Here is an 18091-nt window from a genome sequence, read left to right as displayed (position 1 = left end):
GCATCAGCGCGGCGGCGGGCCGCCCATCGGGCCATTCATGGCGCCGCCGGGGCCGCGCATGCGTTCGCCGTCCTTGCCCTTGGGGCGCAGTTCTTCCATCGACAGGTAGCCGTCGTGGTCGGTGTCCGCCGCGTCGAACAGCTTGCCTTCGTAGGCCAGCAGTTCCGCCAGCGAGACGCCTGCGTCGTAATTGGTGTTGGCGCGGGCGATGACGGTGCCGCTGAGGGGCTCGATCAACCGCGCGAGTGCGCGATCCTCGCCGACGTCGGGCATGACTGCCTCGACGATCGGGCCGCTTCGGTCACCGGTCGCGGCATCGTCGCTGGCGGCGGCCGAGCCCATCTTGCTCTGCCATGCGCTGAATTCCGCCATGGAGATAGTGCCGTTGCGGTCCGCATCGATCGCGGCGAAACGCTCCTTGATGATGACCGCGCGTCGCGCTTCGACGAGGGCGTGCAGTTCGTCTAGGGTCACGGTGCCATCGCGGTTGGTATCGGCGGCACGGAACATGTCGGTGACGATCTTGTCGAAGCGGGCGCGCTTGATGGGCTTGGGCGGCTGCGGCGGTCGGGCACCACCACCGGGGCCACCGGGAGGGCCTCCGCCGCCCATGTCGTCTCCGCCCATGCCCCCTCCCATTCCGCCGCTACCCATGCCGCCATCCATGCCTCCGGGCATGCCTTGGGCGAGGGCGGGCGGTGCGAGGGTCATCAGCAATGCGGCCAGAAGCGGGGTAATCGTGCGGGCAGGGCTCATGGTCGGGCCTTTGTTGGTTGAAAGCGAATGCGTCCCGCCAGACGCATGGCTTCGACTTAGCCGCTGGACCTTCCGGAGCCGACGGAAAATTCGTCGCCAATCGTCGCAGATTTGTACATTCGACAACCGCGCTTGGGCGGGCTAAGGGCGCGGCCATTATGCAGGAAAACGACCGCGATCTTCTGCCCGAGGGCTTGGGCGACCGTCTGCCGCAGCAGGCATGGGCATCACAGACGGTGCGCCGCGCCGCGCATGACGTTCTCGCGAGCCACGGCTACGCGCGCGTCGAGACCCCGGTGCTCGAATTCGAGAAGGCGCTGGCGCACCGCATGGCGGGCGTTCAGGTGCGCCGCATGTTCCGCTTCGTCGATCCGGTCTCGATGCGGATGCTGGCACTGCGGTCCGATATCACCGCGCAAGTCGCGCGCATCGCCGCGACCGGCCTTGCACAAGCGCCGCGTCCGCTGCGGCTGTCCTATTCGGGGCAGGTCGTGACCATCAAGGGCGACGGCCTCGATCCGGCGCGTGAGCGGCTGCAGTTGGGCGCGGAACTCGTCGGCACCGATTCGACCGAAGCCGTGGCCGAAATCGTCGAACTGGCGATCGAGACGCTGCGCGCGGCAGGCGCGACGGGCGTTTCGGTGGACTTCACGCTCCCCGATCTCGTCGATACGCTGAGCGCCGGCGCGCTGCCCTTGCCCTCGATGAACATCGAGGCGGTGCGCCAGATGCTCGACGCCAAGGACGCGGGCGGGCTCGTCGATGCGGGCGGCGAGGCCTATCTGCCGCTGCTCTATGCCGTCGGCCCGTTCGATAGCGCGATCGAGCGGCTGGCTGAATTCGACGTCGGTGGCGTGCTCGCCAGCCGTATCGCCGCGCTGCGGGCGATCGCCGCGCGGGTGAGCGGCAAGGCGCGGTTGACCCTCGATCCGTCCGAGCGTCATGGCTTCGAGTATCAGTCGTGGTTCGGCTTCACGATCTACGCTGACGGCGTGCCCGGCAGCCTCGGGCGCGGCGGTACATATTCGATTCTTGGTCAGACCGGCCGCAATCCGGAAGCCGCGACGGGCTTCTCGCTCTATCCCGATCCGCTGATCGAGAGCCTGTCCGCCGCTGCGGGCGAAGAGCGCCGCCTGTTCCTCCCGCTCGGCCATGACCGCGAGGTCGCCAGTCGTCAGCGGGCGATCGGCTGGGTGACCGTCGCCGCGCTTTCGGAAGCGGACGATGCGCTGGCGCTCGGCTGCTCGCACAAGCTGGAAGGCGGCGAGGCGGTCGCGCTTTAGCCGAACACCCGGGCAAGCCAGCGGTCGACTACGCCGGTCGCGGCATAGTCCGGATTGCCCAGTTCGCGGTTGATCTGCATGTGTCCCGGCAATCCGCGTCCGGGGAAGCCTTCGCGCTCGACCTGCGTGCCCGCCTTGCGCAGCGCGGTTTCCAGTTCCTGGGCTTGCCCCACGCCGTCGGCGCGCTGGACGTGGAGGAGCAGGAATTGCGGCGCGTTGGGCGCGGCGGCCTGCAAGGTGGGCGACAGGGCGCGCTGGCGGGATGCCTCGGTTCCGAAGGCTTGCCGATATGTAGCGCCCATCAGCCGCCCGGCATCCTGCATCTGTTCGGCCACGTCATAGGCGGCGCCGTCGATCGGGATCACGCCGCGAATGTCGGCGTAGGATAGTCCGGCCTTGCGCAGATACTGTGGATCTGTGCCGACCAGTGCCACCAGATGCGCGCCCGCGCTGTGCCCCATCAGCACGACCTTGCCGCGCGCGATACCTAGCGAATCCGCCTGTTTGAGCAGGGCCGCGAGTGCATCGGCGACATCCTGCGCCTGCTGCTCCACGGTCGCGTCCGGGACTAGCCGGTAGTTGACGCTGGCGAAGGCGTAGCCCTCGCCGGTGTAGTGCGCGACCTTGTAGCGGCCGGTGGCGCTGTCCTTGTCGCCGCGCTTCCAGCCACCGCCGTGAACGAAGACGACCAGTGGGGAAGGCTTTTTGCGCGCGGCCCCGTTCTGAGTTCCTGGCCAGAAATCGAGCGTCTGCAGCGCTCCGGTGCCGTAACTCAGCGTTTCCGTTCGCTGCTGCCCGAGGGCGGGCGTAGCTACCGCCAGCAGCAGGGCACCGATCGTGATCATTGGGGTTTTCTTCATGGTCGCATGCTCCCGTGGTATGTCTGCAGGGTCGCAGGCCGGAGCGGGCAGGGGCAAGTCGCCAAGTGTAATGAAGAGTAACCCGTTCGTGCCGGTGACCCTTGACTACCGCCCCCCCTTGCCCTTAGGGCGCCGACCGAAAAAGCCGGGGCCTCCTGCCCCACCGTAAATCCGTATCGTCGAGTCCTGTCGAAGGGCGATACCGGATCCACCGTGGCAGGGTGGAGGAGCATATCCATGGCAAATGTTACCGTGATCGGCGCCCAGTGGGGCGATGAGGGCAAAGGCAAGATCGTCGACTGGCTCGCCAGCCGTGCGGACGCAGTTGTGCGGTTCCAGGGCGGCCACAACGCGGGCCACACGCTCGTCGTCGGCGAGCAGGTCTACAAGCTGAGCCTGCTGCCTTCGGGCATCGTCACCGGCACCCTCTCGATCATCGGCAACGGCGTCGTGCTCGACCCGTGGCACCTCAAGTCCGAAGTCGAGAAGCTTCGCGGCCAGGGCGTCGAGATCAATCCCGAGAACTTCGCGATCGCCGACAACTGCCCGCTGATCCTGCCGGTTCACCGCGAGCTGGACGGCCTGCGCGAAGCGGCCGCCGGTGCGGGCAAGATCGGCACCACCGGTCGCGGCATCGGCCCGGCTTACGAGGACAAGGTCGGCCGCCGCGCGATCCGCGTCTGCGATCTGGCGCATCTCGATGCACTGGAGCCGCAGCTCGATCGCCTCTGCGCGCACCACGACGCGCTGCGCGCCGGTTTCGGCCAGCCCCCGATCGACCGCGAGGCGCTGCTCAACGAACTGCGCGAGATCGCGCCTTTCGTGCTGCAGTTCGCCCAGCCCGTGTGGAAGCGCCTCAACAAGGTCCGCAAGGCGGGCGCGCGCATCCTGTTCGAAGGCGCGCAGGGCGTGCTGCTCGACGTCGATCACGGCACCTATCCCTTCGTCACCAGCTCCAACACCGTGTCGGGCACTGCTGCCAGCGGTTCGGGCCTCGGCCCCTCGGCGACCGGCTTCGTGCTGGGCATCGTCAAGGCCTACACCACCCGCGTCGGCTCCGGCCCGTTCCCGACCGAGCTGGAGGACGAGACCGGCCAGCGCCTTGGCGAGCGTGGCCACGAATTCGGCACCGTCACCGGCCGCAAGCGCCGCTGCGGCTGGTTCGACGCGGTGTTGACGCGCCAGTCCTGCGCGATCTCGGGCGTCACCGGGATCGCGCTGACCAAGCTCGACGTGCTCGACGGGTTCGAGAAGGTGAAGATCTGCACCGGCTACCGCCTCAAGGGTAAGGTGCTGGATTACTACCCGAGCCACGCCGCCGATCAGGCCGCGGTCGAGCCGATCTACGAGGAAATGGACGGCTGGCAGGGCACCACCGCCGGTGCCCGTTCGTGGGCGGACCTCCCCGCGCAGGCGATCAAGTACATCCAGCGCGTCCAGGAACTGATCGAGACGCCGGTGGCGCTCGTCTCCACCAGCCCCGAGCGCGAGGACACCATCCTCGTGCGCGATCCCTTCGTGGATTGATGATGATGCGGGGCGTCCTGAGGTTCGCCCCGCTGCTTCTGCTGCTGGGCGCCACTGAAGCGCCCCGGCCTTTGAAACTGCCTGACATCGACATGATCCGCGTACGCAAGGCGGCGCGGATCATGGAACTCTGGTCCGGCGGCCGCCTCGTCGATGTGATCGAGCATATCCAGCTCGGCGACGAGCCCGTCGGCCCCAAGCGCTTCGAAGGCGACGAGCGGACCCCGGAGGGGCGTTACGTCATCGACTGGGGCAACCCGGCGAGCGCCTATCATCTCTCGCTTCATATCTCTTACCCCAACGCCGACGACCGCGCCTTTGCGGCGGGGCGTGGGCGCTCTGCGGGCGGGATGATCATGATCCACGGTCAGCCGAACGACTGGGCTGCGGGCCGTGTACCCGGCGACTGGACCGACGGCTGCATTGCGGTTTCCGACGAAGAGATTGAGGCTCTGTGGGAAGTCGTGGCCGACGGCACCCCCATCGAGATCGAACCCTGAGCCATCCTCCCCATCGCTCCGTGACAGGGAGGATCACGAGATACCAACGTCCCACTTGCGCGGATTGCAATTTCCGGCATTGCTGGTTTGTAAATCGCAAGGGTAACCCGGTTGCCCGATAATAGTTAGGAGCCTAAGTACCCGCCACCCCCGATCCCCCCAGGACCCATGACCGACCGATCGAGCCTTGCCCATGACCTCGCCACGCAACTCGCGCCTGTCGCGCGGGCGTGGCGACAGCTTGCCGACCGCATCCTTGCCTCGCTGGAGATTTCCAACTCGGCGGGATGGGCGCTGGTCCATCTCGAGCGGCTGGGCGCAGGGGCGAGGCAGGCGGATCTGGCGCGGGCGATCGGCATCACCGAAGCTTCGCTGACCACCACCGTGCGCCAGCTCGAATCGGCGGGCCTCGTCGAGCGGCTCGCCGATGCCGGTGACCGCCGGGCCAATCTCCTCCACCTGACCGGCGAGGGCGCGCGCATCGCCCGCAAGGCGGAAGCGCGGCTGGTGGCGCTGCGGGGGGAATTGCTGGGCGGCATTCCGGACGCCGACCTCGAAGCGGCCGTAAAGCTGATTACCACGGTCGGCAGCCGCGCCGCCGAGATGCGGGGGCGGGCATGAACGGGCCGGTCTTCGCGCGCTGGGGCGTCCCGGCGGCCATCTTTTCGATCAAGGCATTCCTCGCGGCGATCCTCGCGGCGTACATTTCGTTTTCGATCGGGCTGGAGCGACCGTACTGGGCCTTTCTCACCGCCTACATCGTCGCCGCGCCGCTGGCGGGTGCGGTGGTGTCCAAGGCGCTGTTCCGCGTCATCGGCACGTTCATCGGCGCGACCGCCTCGGTGCTCATGGTGCCGCCGCTCGCGCACTCGCCCGAACTGTTGACGCTGGCGCTCGCATCGTGGCTGGCGCTGTGCGTCTTCGTCTCGCTGCTCGACCGGACGCCGCGCGGCTACATCTTCGTGCTGGCGGGCTATACCGCCTGCCTGATCGTGCTGCCGACGGTGAGCACGCCCGACCTCATCTTCGAGGACGCGGCACTGCGCGTTCAGGAGATCACCATCGGTATCCTGTGCGGCAGCCTGATCCATGGCGTCGTCCTGCCGGGCTCGGTCTCGACGTTCCTGCTCGGCCGTGTGGCGATGATGCTGCGAGATGCCGAGCGCTGGAGCCGCGATTCGCTTGAGCTTGAGCCCGATCCCTCGATCGAGGCGGAAAAGCGTCGGCTGGCGCAGGACGTCACCGAACTGCACCAGCTTTCGATTCACCTGCCGTTCGAGACCAGCCGCCTCGCCCCGCGCGTGCGCACGGTGCGGGCGCTGCAGGACCAGCTCTCGCTGCTCATGCCGCTGGGGGCGGCGGTGTCCGATCGCATCGCAGCACTGCGCGAACGTGATGCGATGAGCGACGAGGCCGAGGCGCTGCTGGCGGATACCCGCGCCTGGCTTTCACATATCGAGAACGACCGTGAGGAACGCGAGCGCATAGGGACCGAACTCAAGGCCCGCTGCGTCGCACTGGAGCCGCAAGTGGACGGCGCCTCGGGCTGGAACGACATGCTTGTGCTCAGCCTGGGCTCGCGGCTGGCCAGCCTCATCGAAGCGCACCTCGATTGCCGCGATCTGGCCGACCAGATGGGTACGAGGAATCGCAAGCCGGTTTCCGCGCGCATTCCGCCGCTGCTGGAAGGGCGGCGCAACCGCGAGGTTCATCGCGACTATCGCGGCGCGGTGCGCGGTGCGGCCGGTGCGGCGCTGACGATCATCCTGGGCTGCACGCTCTGGATCGGCAGCGGCTGGAACGACGGTGCTACCGCCGTCATGCTGGCGGGCGTGTTCCTGGCGCTGTTCGCCGCATCCGACAATCCGCTGTTGCCGCTGTGGATGTTCTTCAACGGCACGCTCATCGCAACGATCCTGGGCATGATCTACGCTTTCGCGATCCTGCCACGCGTCGACGGGTTTCCGATGCTCGCGCTGACTCTGGCGCCCCCTTTGCTGGTGCTGGGTTCGCTGATGCATTCTCCCCGCTACGCCGGCGTTGCGCTGCCCTCGCTGCTCGGCATGGGCAGCCCCTTCATCATCGCCGAGAAGTATACCGACAACTTCGCCACTTTCGCCAACGGCTCGCTGGCGCAGCTGCTGGGCACGCTGTTCGCGATCATCATGGCACGTCTGCTGCAGACGGCCGGGCTGGAGAGCGCCATCCGCCGCACCCTGCGCGCGGGCTGGCGCGATATCGCCGAGCGAGCCAACCTCTACGGACCGCCCGACGTGCGTGGCTGGATCAACCGCATGCTCGACCGTATCGCGCTGCTCAATCCCCGCCTTGCGCTCTCCGGCAAGCAGCCGGGCGCGCCGCTCTATGACGTGCTGCGTGATCTTCGCACCGGCGTGGCAATCGGTGAACTGCGCGAACTGCGTCTCGACCTGCCGCCCGCCCGCAGCGCGCCGCTGACCAGCGTGCTGGCCGACGTCGCGGCTTACTATCGCCGTCTCGAGCCCGATCACCGCCCGCCCGCAGCGCCCGAACTGTTGGGTGATATTGACGCGGCGCTCCACGTCTTCATCCGCGACGAGGACCGTTCGGTGCGCCGCAAGGCCGCTCTGGCGCTGATCTCGCTGCGCCGTAACATCTTTCCAGAAGCCGCCGCGCTGAAAGGCCAGCCATGAACGGCGAAGTCTCCATCCTGGGCGTCTACATGCCCGCCCTCCTGCTGATCGCGGTGATCGCCTCGGTCCTGACCATGCTGCTGATGCGTGTGGCGGACTTCGTCGGCTTCTACCGCATCGTCGCCTATCGCGCGCTCGTCGACCTGTGCCTTTATGTCATGGTGTTCGGTGCGCTTTCCTTCCTCGCCACCTGGTCCGGTCTCCACCCATGAAGAACCTGCTTCCCGCCATCGGCCGCAGCGCCGCCACTATCGTCATCGTCCTGCTCGCGGCCTTCATCGCGTACTGGATGTGGATGCATTACGAGCGCAGCCCCTGGACCCGGGACGGCCGGGTGCGTGCCGACGTGGTGCGGGTGACGCCGGACATCGGCGGCCTCGTGACTTCGGTGGCGGTGCGCGACAACCAGGTGGTCAAGGCAGGCGACCTGCTGTTCGTGATCGACAAGCCGCGGTATTCGCTGGCGGTCGAGGAAGCGCAGGCGAGCCTTGCCAGCGCGAAGGCGACGCTGGGGCAGGCGCAGCGCGAGGCTTCGCGCGACCTTGCGCTCGGCGATCTCGTCGCCACCGAATCCCATGAGCAGAACGTCGCCAAGGTCGCCACTGCCCGCGCCGCCGTGCAGGAAGCGGTAAGCGCGGTCGATCGCGCGAAGCTCGACCTCCAGCGCACGCAAGTCCATGCCTCGGTCAATGGCACCGTGACCAACCTCGACCTGCATCCGGGCGACTACGTGGCCGCCGGAAGCCAGGCCATGGCGCTGGTCGATGGCGATTCGATCCGCGTCGAGGGCTACTTCGAGGAAACCAAGCTGCCGCTCATCCACATCGGCGCGCCGGTGAGCGTGAAGCTGATGGGCGAGGGGCAGGTACTCAAGGGTCGTGTCGAGAGCATCGCGGCGGGCATCAACGACGATACACGCAGCGACTCGGGCAACCTGCTGCCCAACGTCGCTGCAACGTTCTCATGGGTGCGCCTCGCCCAGCGGATCCCGGTGCGCGTGCGCCTGACGCATGTGCCGAAGAACGTGCGCCTGATCCTCGGCCGCACTGCGACGGTGACGATCGAGCAGCATGACGGCGAACCGAAGCGACAGGCACGTCCGGTTCCGGCCCCGGCGGCGGCTCCCGCTCCCGCCGCGACGCAGAGCGCGGGAGCCCGGTGATGCGTCCCGCCCGTCTTCTCTGCGCCGCCGCGATGGCGCTGGCGCTGTCCGCCTGCGCCACCGCCGGGCCGGACTATCATCCGCCCGAGAACGCGGTGTCCGGCACGCCTTCGGCGCAGGGGGACTTCGTCGCGGCGCGCGATCCCGCCTTCGCGCAGGCGCCGCTGCCCGACCGCTGGTGGAGCCTCTACGCCGATCCCCGCCTCGACGCGCTGGTGGAAGAGGCGCTCACCGCCAACGCCGACCTGCGCGCCGCCGAGGCGAACATCCGCAAGGCCGAAGCGGTGCTGCGCGAGACGACCGGCGCGCGGGCGCTGAGCACCACCGTCAGTTCCGATGCCGATCTCGAGCGCGACTATTCCACCCAGTCGGGCGGGACCAACATCCCCGGTGTCGTGACGTACGACCTTGGCCTCTCGCTGAGCTATCCGCTCGACCTCAACGGCAAGCTGCGGCGCGCGGTCGAGGGGGCGCAGGCGGACCGCGAGGTGGTCGAGGCGGCGCGCGATGCGGTGCGGATCAGCGTGGCGGCGGCGACCGCCAAGGCCTATGCCGACGTATGCGGCGCCAATTACCAGATGGCGACGGTCCAGAAGGTGATCGTGCTGCAGCAGCAGACGCTGGATGCCACCACCCGGCTGCAGCGCGGCGGGCGCGGCACCGCCTTCGACGTCAGCCGCGCGCGTACCGCGGTGGACACCAGCCGGGCCAGCCTGCCCGCCTTCGTGGCGAAGCGGCAGGGCGCGCTGTTCCTGCTGGCGACGCTGCTCGGCCGGGCGCCGGCGGACTATCCGCAGGACGTGGCGAGCTGCTCGGTCCTGCCGCGCCTCGCCCAGCCGATGCCGGTCGGCGACGGCGCCGCGCTGATCCGCCGCCGTCCCGACATCCGCCAGGCCGAGCGCACCATCGCCGGCGATACCGCGCGCATCGGCGTGGCGGTGGCGGACCTCTACCCGAGCGTCTCGATCGGCGCGGGCGTCGCCAGCAGCGGGCAGTTGCAGAACCTCGGCAAGTCCGACAGCTTCGGCTTCAGCCTTGGCCCGCTACTGAGCTGGAGCTTCCCCAATCGCCCGATCGTCAAGGCGAAGATCGATGCCGCCAAGGCGCAGGTCGATGTCGATCTCGCCAAGTTCGATGCGACCGTGCTCTCGGCCCTGCAGGGCACCGAGACGGCGCTGGAAACTTACGCCCGCGATCGGGACAAGGCCGCATCGCTGGGCCGCGCGAGCGACAGCGCCGGCATATCGGAAGGGCAGGCGGCCAAGCTGTTCCGCTTCGGGCGCAGCGACTTCCTCGACCTCCTGAGCGCGCAGGGCAGCCTCGCCTCGGCGCGGGTGAGCCATGCGGCGGCGGAAGCGGCGCTGGTGGACGACCAGATCGCCGTGTTCCTCGCGCTCGGCGGTGGCTGGGGGCAGGGGGAGGGGCAGGGGCAGGGCCAGTAGAGGCCATTCATCCACCATCGTCATTGCGCGCAAAGCGAAGCAACCCAGGGCGGTTTAATACTGCCCTGGGTTGCTTCGCTTTGCTCGCAATGACGGAAGGCGGTTTTCCAGCCTCCTCAGAAATCGATCGCGATGCCCTTCTGTACCCAGTCGCCGTAGCGGGTGGGTGAAAGGCCGTCGGGGTCCTGCTCGTCCTTGGCCTTCACGGGCGGGGGAGCGGGGTCGTTGTTCCAGTGAGCGGGCTTGGTGAAGGCCGCCGGACGTTCAGTGGCGCGCTTGGTCATGGACCCCATGTGGTGCGGGTGGCGGAAAAAGGCAATCCGGTATAGGGGCCGACGATGGACATACCCGGACTTCCTGCGCGCCGTGCCGCGCTCAACCTCATCGATGCCGTTCTGCGCAGGGGCGAGACGCTCGACCAGGCGGGCGGTTCCGCGCTCGCGCGCATCAAGGGCGATGCCGACCGCGCGCTCGCCCGCGCCATCGCCGGGGAGGTGCTGCGCTGGCGCGCCGACCTCGATGCGCTGATCGACTCCGCCACCCGCCTGCCGCTGGCGGACGACGCCAAGGCGCGCGCCGTGCTGCAGATCATGCTGGCGCAAGTGCTGCGGCTGGAGACGCCCGCGCACGCCGTCATCGCCACCGGCCTACCGCTGCTGATGGGCGGCCCGCGCCGTCTGGCGCACGGCGTGTTCTCGACCCTGACCAAGCGCGCCGTGACGCTGCCCGAAGTGCCGACCCTGCCCGAGCCGGTCATGGAGCGCTGGGGCATCCGGGCTGAGACGATCGCCGCGGGTCTCGCCGTGCCGCCGCCGCTGGACCTTGCGCTGCGCGATGCGGGGGCGACGGCGGAGTGGGCCGAGCGCCTCGGCGGCATCTCGCTGATGCCGGGTCATGTGCGCCTGCCGCGCGGGATCGCGGTGGAGCACCTCGAAGGTTTCCGCGAGGGTGCGTGGTGGGTGCAGGATCTCGCCGCCAGCCTGCCCGCGCGCATGCTCGGTGCGAGTGAGGGCCGGTCCGTGCTCGATCTTTGCGCCGCGCCCGGCGGCAAGACGATGCAGCTTGCGGCGGCGGGCTGGAAAGTGACCGCGCTCGACAACGCCAAGCGGCGGCTGGAACGCCTGCGCGAGAACCTTGAGCGCACCGCGCTGGAGGCGGAGGTGGTGCTCGCGGATGCCTTTACGTGGGAGCCGCAGGAGAAGTTCGACGCGATCCTGCTCGACGCGCCGTGCACGGCGACGGGCACCTCGCGCCGTCATCCGGACGTGCTCCACCGCATCGCGCCGCGCCAGATCGAGGAGATGGCCGAAATCCAGACGCGGATGCTGGCGCGGGCGGCCGAGTGGCTGAAGCCCGGCGGCACGCTGGTTTACGCCGTGTGCTCGCTGGAGCAGGAGGAAGGCGAGGACCGCGCGGCCGACGTCGAACTGACGCTTGCGCCGATCGCGGCAGCGGAACTGCCCGAGGGTCTTTCGCCGACCGGCGAGGGCTGGCTGCGCACCGATCCGGGAATGCTGGCCGAGGCGGGCGGCCTCGACGGCTTCTTCATCGCGCGTTGGGTGAAACCCTAAGTCGTCATTGCGAGCGCAGCGAAGCAACCCAGGGCAGTCTCCAGCCGCCCTGGATTGCTTCGCTGCGCTCGCAATGACGAGGTGTGCGGCTTCAGCGCCGGTTCGGATCGAGCGCCGACCGGCCACGCGTCGCGCTACTGCGCGGCACCGAAGCCATAGCCGGACGCGGGGGCGCCGCCCCGCCGTCCATCGCCATCAGCGCGGCGATGCGCTTCTCGGTCGCCGGGTGAGTCGAGAACAGGTCCGACACCGACGAGGGCACGATGTAGAGCTGCGCCGCCGCCGGGTTGCGCTCGACGGTGGGGTTGCGCAAGTGGGCGGCGGGCCCGGCGATCTTCTGCAGCGCCGAGGCCAGCGCGCGCGGGTTGCCGCTGATCTCGGCGCCCGCCTTGTCGGCGCCGTATTCGCGGGTGCGGCTGATCGCCATCTGCACGATCATCGCCGCGAACGGCGCCATGACCATCGCCGCGATCGCGGCCATCGGATTGGGGCGGTCCTCCGAATTGCCCATGTGGCCGAAGAACATGCCGAAGTTGGCGATCATCGAGATGGCGCCCGCGATCGTCGCCACCATCGTCATCACCAGCGTGTCGCGGTTCTTCACGTGGCCCAGTTCGTGCGCCATCACGCCCGCCACTTCATCGCGGCTGAGCATGTCGAGCAGGCCCGTGGTCGCGGCGACGGCGGCGTGCTCGGGGTCGCGGCCGGTGGCGAATGCGTTGGGCGCCTCGGTGTCGATCACGTAGACGCGGGGCATCGGCAGCCCGGCACGCTGCGCCAGTTCGGCGACGAGGCGGTGGAACTCGCTCTCCGGGCCGACCTCGCGGGCGTTGTGCATCTTCAGCACGATGCTGTCCGCGTTCCAGAAGGTGAACAGGTTCATGCCCGCCGCCACGAGCAGCGCGATGATGGCGCCGCCGGTTCCGCCCAGCATGTAGCCCAGCCCCATGAACAGCGCCGTCAGCGCCGCCAGCAGCATGGCCGTCTTCATTCCGTTCACTTTCAATTGTCTCCTTGAGCGTTTGTCCCGGCGAATCTAGGGTCGGGCGGGAGGGTTTCAATGGCGCCCGCCGTTCCCGACACATGCAGTCACGCAAGCGAAACCGGCAGGAAAGATTGACCGCTCCCGATCCGAAACCGAAACGCCGCCGCCGCTCCTCCGAGGAAGTGGCCGACCGCATCCTCGAAGCCGCCGCCGAGGAGTTCGAGGCCTCGGGTTATGCCGGGGCGACGACTGCCGCCATCGCCCGCCGCGCCGATGTGACCGAGGCGCAGATCTTCCGCTTCCACGACAGCAAGCAGGCGCTGTTCCGCGCGGCGATCTTCACGCCGCTGAACCGTCACTTCGCGGATTTCCAGGCGCGGACCGCCGGAGCGGGCGAGGGCAAGGACGTGGCGCGGGCCTACATCGGCGAACTGCTCGATTTCATGGGCAGCCATTCGAAGATGTTCCTCTCGCTGGCGGTCGCCAACGCCTATTCGCCTGAGGCTTTGGGCGGGATCGAGGCGCTCGACGGGTTGCAGGACTACTTCCGCAAGGGCGAGGCGATGAGCCAGGCGCGGGTCGGCGACGCACCCCGGATCGCGCCGGAACTGATGGTGCGCGTGTCGTTCGCGGCGGTGCTGGCGAACCTGATGTTTCGTGACTGGCTGTTCCCGCCCGGCATGGCGAGCGAGGCTGAGATCAGGGACGCCATCGCGGCTTTCGTGATCCAGGGGATCGAAGCGAACGGGCCGGTGTAGCGCCATTCCCCCCCCGAGCTTGCTCGGGGAGGAATTAGACGTCGAAGCCGAACACCCTTGCCGCGTTCTCCGACAGTGTCGTGCGGGTGTCCTGCGGCGTCAGGTCCGCCGTCATCTTCAGCGCCACGTCGCGAGAATGCGGCCAGATCGTCGCCGAGTGCGGGTAGTCGGACGAGAACATCGTCATCTTCGCCAGCCACGGCCAGAGCCCGGTCCGAATCATCTGGTAGCCGCAGTAGTCGTCCACGTTGGTGGTGAAGACGTTGCGGCCGATAAACTCGGTGGGCGAATGCCTGAGCTTCACCGGATGCCACGAGTTCTGGATTTCCCAGTGATGCTCCATGGTCTGCACCCAGAACGGCGCCCAGCCGCAGTCGACCTCGGCGCCGACCATCTTCAGGTTCGGGTACTGGTCGAAGATCCCTGCGAAGATCAGGTACGAGAACGGCTTGAGGCACGAGAAGTACCGCGTCACGATCCCGCCGATGGAGACCTTGTCCTCCTGCAGCCGGTCCCAGTCGGTGGCATCGGGCGGGCCGCCGTGGTTGCGGTGCATGCACAGCGTCAGCCCCAGTTCGTCCGCCGCCTGCCAGACGGGGTGGTAGTGCGTGGGGTGGTTGTAGGGGATCGTCGGATTTCCGGGAATGTACATCGCCCGCGCACCCTTCCTCGCGCAGCGGCGCATCTCGGCGACGGCGTGCTCGATGCCGAGTTCGGTCGGATTGATGGCGAGGCCGCAGAGGCGCTTGGGGTCGGCGGACTGGAAGTCGTCGAGGATCCAGTCGTTGTAGGCGACGAATCCGGCGGCAGCGACTTCCGGATCGGGATGGGTATAGAACGACGGGCTGAAACCCGGATAGGTCACCGAGGCCCATACCCCGTCGATGTCCATATCCGCGAGATGCGCGGCGCCATCGTAGTTGCCCCGCCTGAGGTCCGCGTGGCGCAGGCCGGACATGCGGTATTCGCTCTTGTCGTAGCCCGCCATGCATTCGAGGCCGTAGGTGCGCTTGGGCGGCGTGCCGTCCATGCTCCAGCCTTCGCCGCCGTCGCGGCCCTCGATCACGCGCGGTGCCTTGTCCTTCAGGTGGGAGGGGAAGCGGTCGATGAACAGGTTGCGGGGTTCGTTGATGTGGTTGTCGGCGCTGATGAGCTTGATGCCCAGTTCCTCGATCCGATCCTGAACAGGTTCCAGAGCGGCGGTTGCCATGGCGATTCTCCCTTCTCGTTTGCAGGGGATCATACGCTTCCGAAATTATGTAGCAAGCGCTTGGTTATTCGCTGGCGCGATGCCCGCTCGCTCCCGCACCCGCTGCTTGAAGCCCCGCGCCGCATGACATAGCCCCGCATGCAACCATCGATAGGGAGCAGCGAGAACCATGCCATTCAAGACCCGCGTGACCGAGATGCTCGGCATCGAACATCCGATCGTCCAGGGCGGCATGCAGGGTGTCGGCTATGCCGAACTGGCGAGCGCGGTGTCGAACGCCGGCGGCCTCGGCACCCTGACCGCGCTGACCCAGCCCAGCCCGGAGGCGCTGCGCGAGGAGATCGAGCGCTGCCGCTCGATGACCGACAAGCCCTTCGCGGTGAACATCACCGTCCTGCCCACGATCCTGCCGCCCGACTACAAGGCTTACGCGCAGGCCGTGATCGACGGCGGCGTCAAGATCGTCGAGACCGCGGGCACCCAGCAGGTGCGCGAGATCTGGGAGATGGTGAAGCCCCACGGCGTCACCGTGCTGCACAAATGCACCGCCGTGCGCCACGCGCTTTCGGCCGAGAAGCACGGCTGCGACATCATCTCGATCGACGGCTTCGAATGCGCCGGGCACCCCGGCGAGGATGACATTCCCGGCCTGATCCTGATCCCCTCGGCGGCGGACAAGGTGAAGATTCCGATGCTGGCGAGCGGCGGGATCGGCGACGGGCGCGGCCTCGTCGCGGCGCTGGCGCTGGGGGCGGAGGGCATCAACATGGGCACCCGCTTCTGCGCCACCAAGGAAGCGCCGATCCACGACAACGTGAAGGCCAGGTACGTCGAGAACGACGAGCGCGGCACCAACCTCATATTCCGCAAGTTCAAGAACTCGGCGCGCGTCGGCAAGAACGACGTGTCCGACGAAGTGGTCGCGATTTCCGAACGGCCCGACTCGACTTTCGAGGATATCCGCCACCTCGTCGCGGGCGCGGTGGGCCGCGAGCTACTGCAGAGCGGTGATCTTACCAAGGGCATCTTCTGGGCCGGGATGGTGCAGGGCTTGATCCATGACGTGCCCACCTGCAAGGAACTGATCGAAAGGATCGTTGGCGAGGCCGAGGCAATCGTGAAGGAACGCCTGGGCGCCATGCTCGCCTGATCGACGGAGAGGGAGATTCCATGAGTTACGAGCACATCCTCTATTCGCTGGAGGACGGCGTCGCGCGCATTTCCCTCAACGATCCCAAGACCATGAACGGCGTCACCGAGGCGATGGGGCTTGAGATGGTCCACGCCCTCGACGTGGCGGCGCGCGATGCCCGCGCGGTGCTGCTGACGGGGGAGGGCAAGGCGTTCTGCTCGGGCGCGAACCTTGCGGCGGCGCAGGATATGCTGGCCGATCCCATGCGCGATATCGGCGGCCAGCTCGACCGCGCGTTCAACCCGGTCATCATGCAGATCAAGACGATGGAGCAGCCGGTCGTCACCGCGATCCGCGGGCCGGCGGCGGGCTTCGGTGCGGGGCTGGCGGCGGCAGGCGACGTGGTGCTGATGGCGGAAGGGTCGTACTTCTTCTGCGCCTTCTGCCACGTCGGCCTCGTGCCCGATGGCGGCGCGACCTACCTGCTGGCGCAGGCGGTGGGCCGGGTGCGCGCCGTGCAGATGATGCTGCTGGGCGAGAAGGTCGATGCCAGGACCGCGCTCGACTGGGGCCTTGCGACCAGGGTGGTGCCCGAGGACGACCTCGACGCCGAGGCGATGAAGCTGGCGAAGCGGCTGGCCACCGGCCCGCGCTCGCTCGGCCTCATCAAGCGCATGGCGTGGGACGCGCTGGATTCCAGCCTTGAAACCGCGCTTCAGGCGGAACGGCGCGGCCAGCGTGAGGCGGGGCGGACCGAGGACTTCCTCGAAGGTGTCAATGCGTTCCTCGAAAAGCGCAAGCCCGCGTTCAAGGGACGCTGAGGCTATATCCTCCCTGTTGCGCAGCAATGGGGAGGGGGACCGCCGCCGAAGGCGGTGGTGGAGGGGTAGCAGCCCCCTCCGTCAGCCCTGCGGGCTGCCAACCTCCCCATTCCTTCGGAACAGGGAGGATTGGGCGTTCACACCACCTTCGCGTCCCGCAGCGCGGCGACTTGCGCCTCGTCGTAGCCCAGCTCCGAAAGGATGGTGTCGGTATGCTCGCCCAGCATCGGCGGGGCCATGCGGATCGTCGCCGGGCTCGCCGACATCTTCGCGAGCGGGCTGGCGATGAGATCGACCGAGCCGCTTTCCGCCCATGCATGCGGCGTCGTCGCCTTCAGGCCGCGATGTTGCACCTGCGGGTCTTCCCAGACGTCGGCCAGTTCATTGTAGCGCGCCGCCGGAATGCCCGCGCCGTCGAGCATGGCCTGAACCTCCAGGGTCGGGAAGCGGCCACTCCAGTCGTTGATGATGGCCATCAACTCGGCGCGATTGGTCTTGCCGCGCTTCAGGTTGGAATCGAAGCGCGGATCGTCGTTCAGTTCGGGCTGATCCATCAGCACCGTCAGGCGGCGCCAGTGCTCGTCGGTGCCGGCGGTGAGGTAGATGATGCCGTCCGCGCAATGGATCAGGTCCGCCGGGCCGCCGCCGTTGCCGCCGTTGCCGAGGCGCGGCGGGGCGTTGCCGCTTATCAGGTAGTCCTGCATGATGTGGCTGACCATCGCCACCGAACTGTCGAGCAGGGCGATGTCGATGTACTGCCCCTCGCCGGAGCGGGTGCGGTGCATCAGCGCGCCGAGGATCGCCAGCGCGGTGTTGTGGCCGGTCACGAAGTCGACGAGGCTGGGGCCGGTCTTGAGCGGGCCGGAGCCCGGCTGGCCCTCGGGAATGCCGGTCACCGCCATCATGCCGCCGGTCGCCTGGAACAGCCCGTCATAGCCCGGCAGCGCCGCCATCGGCCCGGTCTGGCCGAAGCCGGTGACCGAGCAGTAGATGAGGCCCGGGTTGATTGCGCGCAGGCTCTCGTAATCGAGGCCGAAGCGCTTGAGGTCGCCGACCTTGTAGTTCTCGATCAGCACGTCGGCGTTCTTCACCAGATCGCGCAGGATCGCCTGCCCCTCGGGCCGGGAATGGTTCAGCGTGATCGAGCGCTTGTTGCGGTTGGACACGGTGAAGAAGCTGGAGTGCCGCGTCTCGATCCCGTCCTTGCCGGGCACCCACGAGAAGCCGTAGCCGCGCCCGTCGTCGCCCACGCCCGGCCGCTCCACCTTGATGACGTCGGCGCCGAGGTCGCCGAGGATTTGCGCGCCGACGGGGGCGGCGAAGACGCGGCTCATGTCGATGACGCGGATGCCTTCGAGGGCGGCCTTGGGTGTGCTCATTGTGCCTGTTCGCTCGTTGTCTGAGCCTTCTGA

General features: G+C 68.0%; 18 protein-coding genes. 12 read left to right on the top strand and 6 right to left on the bottom strand.

The window, feature by feature from the left end:
- Positions 1 to 3: 3 nt before the first annotated feature.
- Positions 4 to 756, bottom strand: a complete 753-nt coding sequence (locus PKE80_RS05865; RefSeq protein ID WP_271181700.1) for an EF-hand domain-containing protein — start codon at positions 754 to 756, stop codon at positions 4 to 6.
- A 158-nt stretch (positions 757 to 914) separates the two neighbouring features.
- Between PKE80_RS05865 and PKE80_RS05860 the strand changes: the two genes are divergently transcribed.
- Positions 915 to 2039: an ATP phosphoribosyltransferase regulatory subunit gene (locus tag PKE80_RS05860; protein ID WP_271181699.1), complete on the top strand. Its 1125-nt coding sequence runs from the start codon at positions 915 to 917 to the stop codon at positions 2037 to 2039.
- Here the strand turns inward: PKE80_RS05860 and PKE80_RS05855 are convergent.
- Positions 2036 to 2899: an alpha/beta hydrolase gene (locus PKE80_RS05855; protein WP_370424720.1), complete on the bottom strand. Its 864-nt coding sequence runs from the start codon at positions 2897 to 2899 to the stop codon at positions 2036 to 2038. The genes PKE80_RS05860 and PKE80_RS05855 overlap by 4 nt on opposite strands.
- Positions 2900 to 3136: 237 nt before the next feature.
- Here PKE80_RS05855 and PKE80_RS05850 point away from each other — a divergent pair, with 237 nt between their 5' ends.
- From PKE80_RS05850 to PKE80_RS05820, 7 genes are all read left to right on the top strand, one after another.
- Entirely contained in the window at positions 3137 to 4426 is a 1290-nt protein-coding gene (locus PKE80_RS05850) for an adenylosuccinate synthase (protein WP_271181698.1), read from the top strand.
- A 5-nt stretch (positions 4427 to 4431) separates the two neighbouring features.
- Entirely contained in the window at positions 4432 to 4926 is a 495-nt protein-coding gene (locus PKE80_RS05845) for a L,D-transpeptidase family protein (RefSeq protein WP_271182136.1), read from the top strand.
- Between the two features lie 168 nt (positions 4927 to 5094).
- Positions 5095 to 5547 (top strand): MarR family transcriptional regulator, encoded by a 453-nt coding sequence (locus PKE80_RS05840; RefSeq protein ID WP_271181697.1) that lies wholly within the window; start codon positions 5095 to 5097, stop codon positions 5545 to 5547.
- Entirely contained in the window at positions 5544 to 7598 is a 2055-nt protein-coding gene (locus PKE80_RS05835; protein WP_271181696.1) for an FUSC family protein, read from the top strand. Before PKE80_RS05840 ends, PKE80_RS05835 begins: the two co-directional genes overlap by 4 nt.
- Positions 7595 to 7810, top strand: coding sequence for a DUF1656 domain-containing protein (locus tag PKE80_RS05830; protein WP_271181695.1), 216 nt, complete (start codon positions 7595 to 7597; stop codon positions 7808 to 7810). Before PKE80_RS05835 ends, PKE80_RS05830 begins: the two co-directional genes overlap by 4 nt.
- Positions 7807 to 8760: an efflux RND transporter periplasmic adaptor subunit gene (locus PKE80_RS05825; RefSeq protein ID WP_271181694.1), complete on the top strand. Its 954-nt coding sequence runs from the start codon at positions 7807 to 7809 to the stop codon at positions 8758 to 8760. The genes PKE80_RS05830 and PKE80_RS05825 overlap by 4 nt, the downstream gene beginning before the upstream one ends.
- The gene (locus PKE80_RS05820; protein WP_271181693.1) at positions 8760 to 10202 is read left to right on the top strand and encodes an efflux transporter outer membrane subunit; all 1443 of its coding nucleotides are present in this window, start codon (positions 8760 to 8762) and stop codon (positions 10200 to 10202) included. The genes PKE80_RS05825 and PKE80_RS05820 overlap by 1 nt, the downstream gene beginning before the upstream one ends.
- 116 nt (positions 10203 to 10318) lie before the next feature.
- On the opposite strand, the gene PKE80_RS05815 is transcribed toward PKE80_RS05820, so the two are convergent.
- The gene (locus tag PKE80_RS05815; protein ID WP_271181692.1) at positions 10319 to 10486 is read right to left on the bottom strand and encodes a DUF1674 domain-containing protein; all 168 of its coding nucleotides are present in this window, start codon (positions 10484 to 10486) and stop codon (positions 10319 to 10321) included.
- Positions 10487 to 10540: 54 nt separating this feature from the next.
- Here PKE80_RS05815 and PKE80_RS05810 point away from each other — a divergent pair, with 54 nt between their 5' ends.
- Positions 10541 to 11773, top strand: coding sequence for an RsmB/NOP family class I SAM-dependent RNA methyltransferase (locus tag PKE80_RS05810; protein ID WP_271181691.1), 1233 nt, complete (start codon positions 10541 to 10543; stop codon positions 11771 to 11773).
- A gap of 91 nt (positions 11774 to 11864) precedes the next feature.
- Here PKE80_RS05810 and PKE80_RS05805 read toward each other — a convergent pair whose 3' ends face one another.
- Positions 11865 to 12773, bottom strand: a complete 909-nt coding sequence (locus PKE80_RS05805; protein ID WP_271181690.1) for a M48 family metalloprotease — start codon at positions 12771 to 12773, stop codon at positions 11865 to 11867.
- A 116-nt stretch (positions 12774 to 12889) separates the two neighbouring features.
- On the opposite strand from PKE80_RS05805, the gene PKE80_RS05800 reads away from it, so the two are divergent.
- Complete coding sequence (locus PKE80_RS05800; RefSeq protein WP_271181689.1) at positions 12890 to 13516, top strand: TetR family transcriptional regulator; 627 nt, start codon at positions 12890 to 12892, stop codon at positions 13514 to 13516.
- A 34-nt stretch (positions 13517 to 13550) separates the two neighbouring features.
- Here the strand turns inward: PKE80_RS05800 and PKE80_RS05795 are convergent, their stop codons facing one another.
- The gene (locus PKE80_RS05795) at positions 13551 to 14726 is read right to left on the bottom strand and encodes an amidohydrolase family protein (RefSeq protein WP_271181688.1); all 1176 of its coding nucleotides are present in this window, start codon (positions 14724 to 14726) and stop codon (positions 13551 to 13553) included.
- A 169-nt stretch (positions 14727 to 14895) separates the two neighbouring features.
- On the opposite strand from PKE80_RS05795, the gene PKE80_RS05790 reads away from it, so the two are divergent.
- Together PKE80_RS05790 and PKE80_RS05785 are read left to right on the top strand one after the other, a co-directional pair.
- A complete protein-coding gene (locus PKE80_RS05790) occupies positions 14896 to 15876 on the top strand; it encodes an NAD(P)H-dependent flavin oxidoreductase (RefSeq protein ID WP_271181687.1) in 981 nt (326 codons plus the stop codon).
- Positions 15877 to 15896: 20 nt separating this feature from the next.
- On the top strand, positions 15897 to 16679 hold the full coding sequence (locus PKE80_RS05785) for an enoyl-CoA hydratase-related protein (RefSeq protein WP_271181686.1): 783 nt from the start codon (positions 15897 to 15899) through the stop codon (positions 16677 to 16679).
- Between the two features lie 137 nt (positions 16680 to 16816).
- Here the strand turns inward: PKE80_RS05785 and PKE80_RS05780 are convergent, their stop codons facing one another.
- Positions 16817 to 18058 carry a CaiB/BaiF CoA transferase family protein gene (locus PKE80_RS05780; RefSeq protein WP_271181685.1) on the bottom strand — a complete coding sequence of 414 codons (1242 nt, stop codon included), beginning with the start codon at positions 18056 to 18058 and terminating at the stop codon, positions 16817 to 16819.
- Positions 18059 to 18091 lie beyond the last annotated feature (33 nt).

The organism is Novosphingobium resinovorum, from assembly GCF_027922145.1.
GTDB classification, from domain to species: domain Bacteria; phylum Pseudomonadota; class Alphaproteobacteria; order Sphingomonadales; family Sphingomonadaceae; genus Novosphingobium; species Novosphingobium resinovorum.
This window is presented reverse-complemented; position numbering and strand designations above follow the sequence as displayed.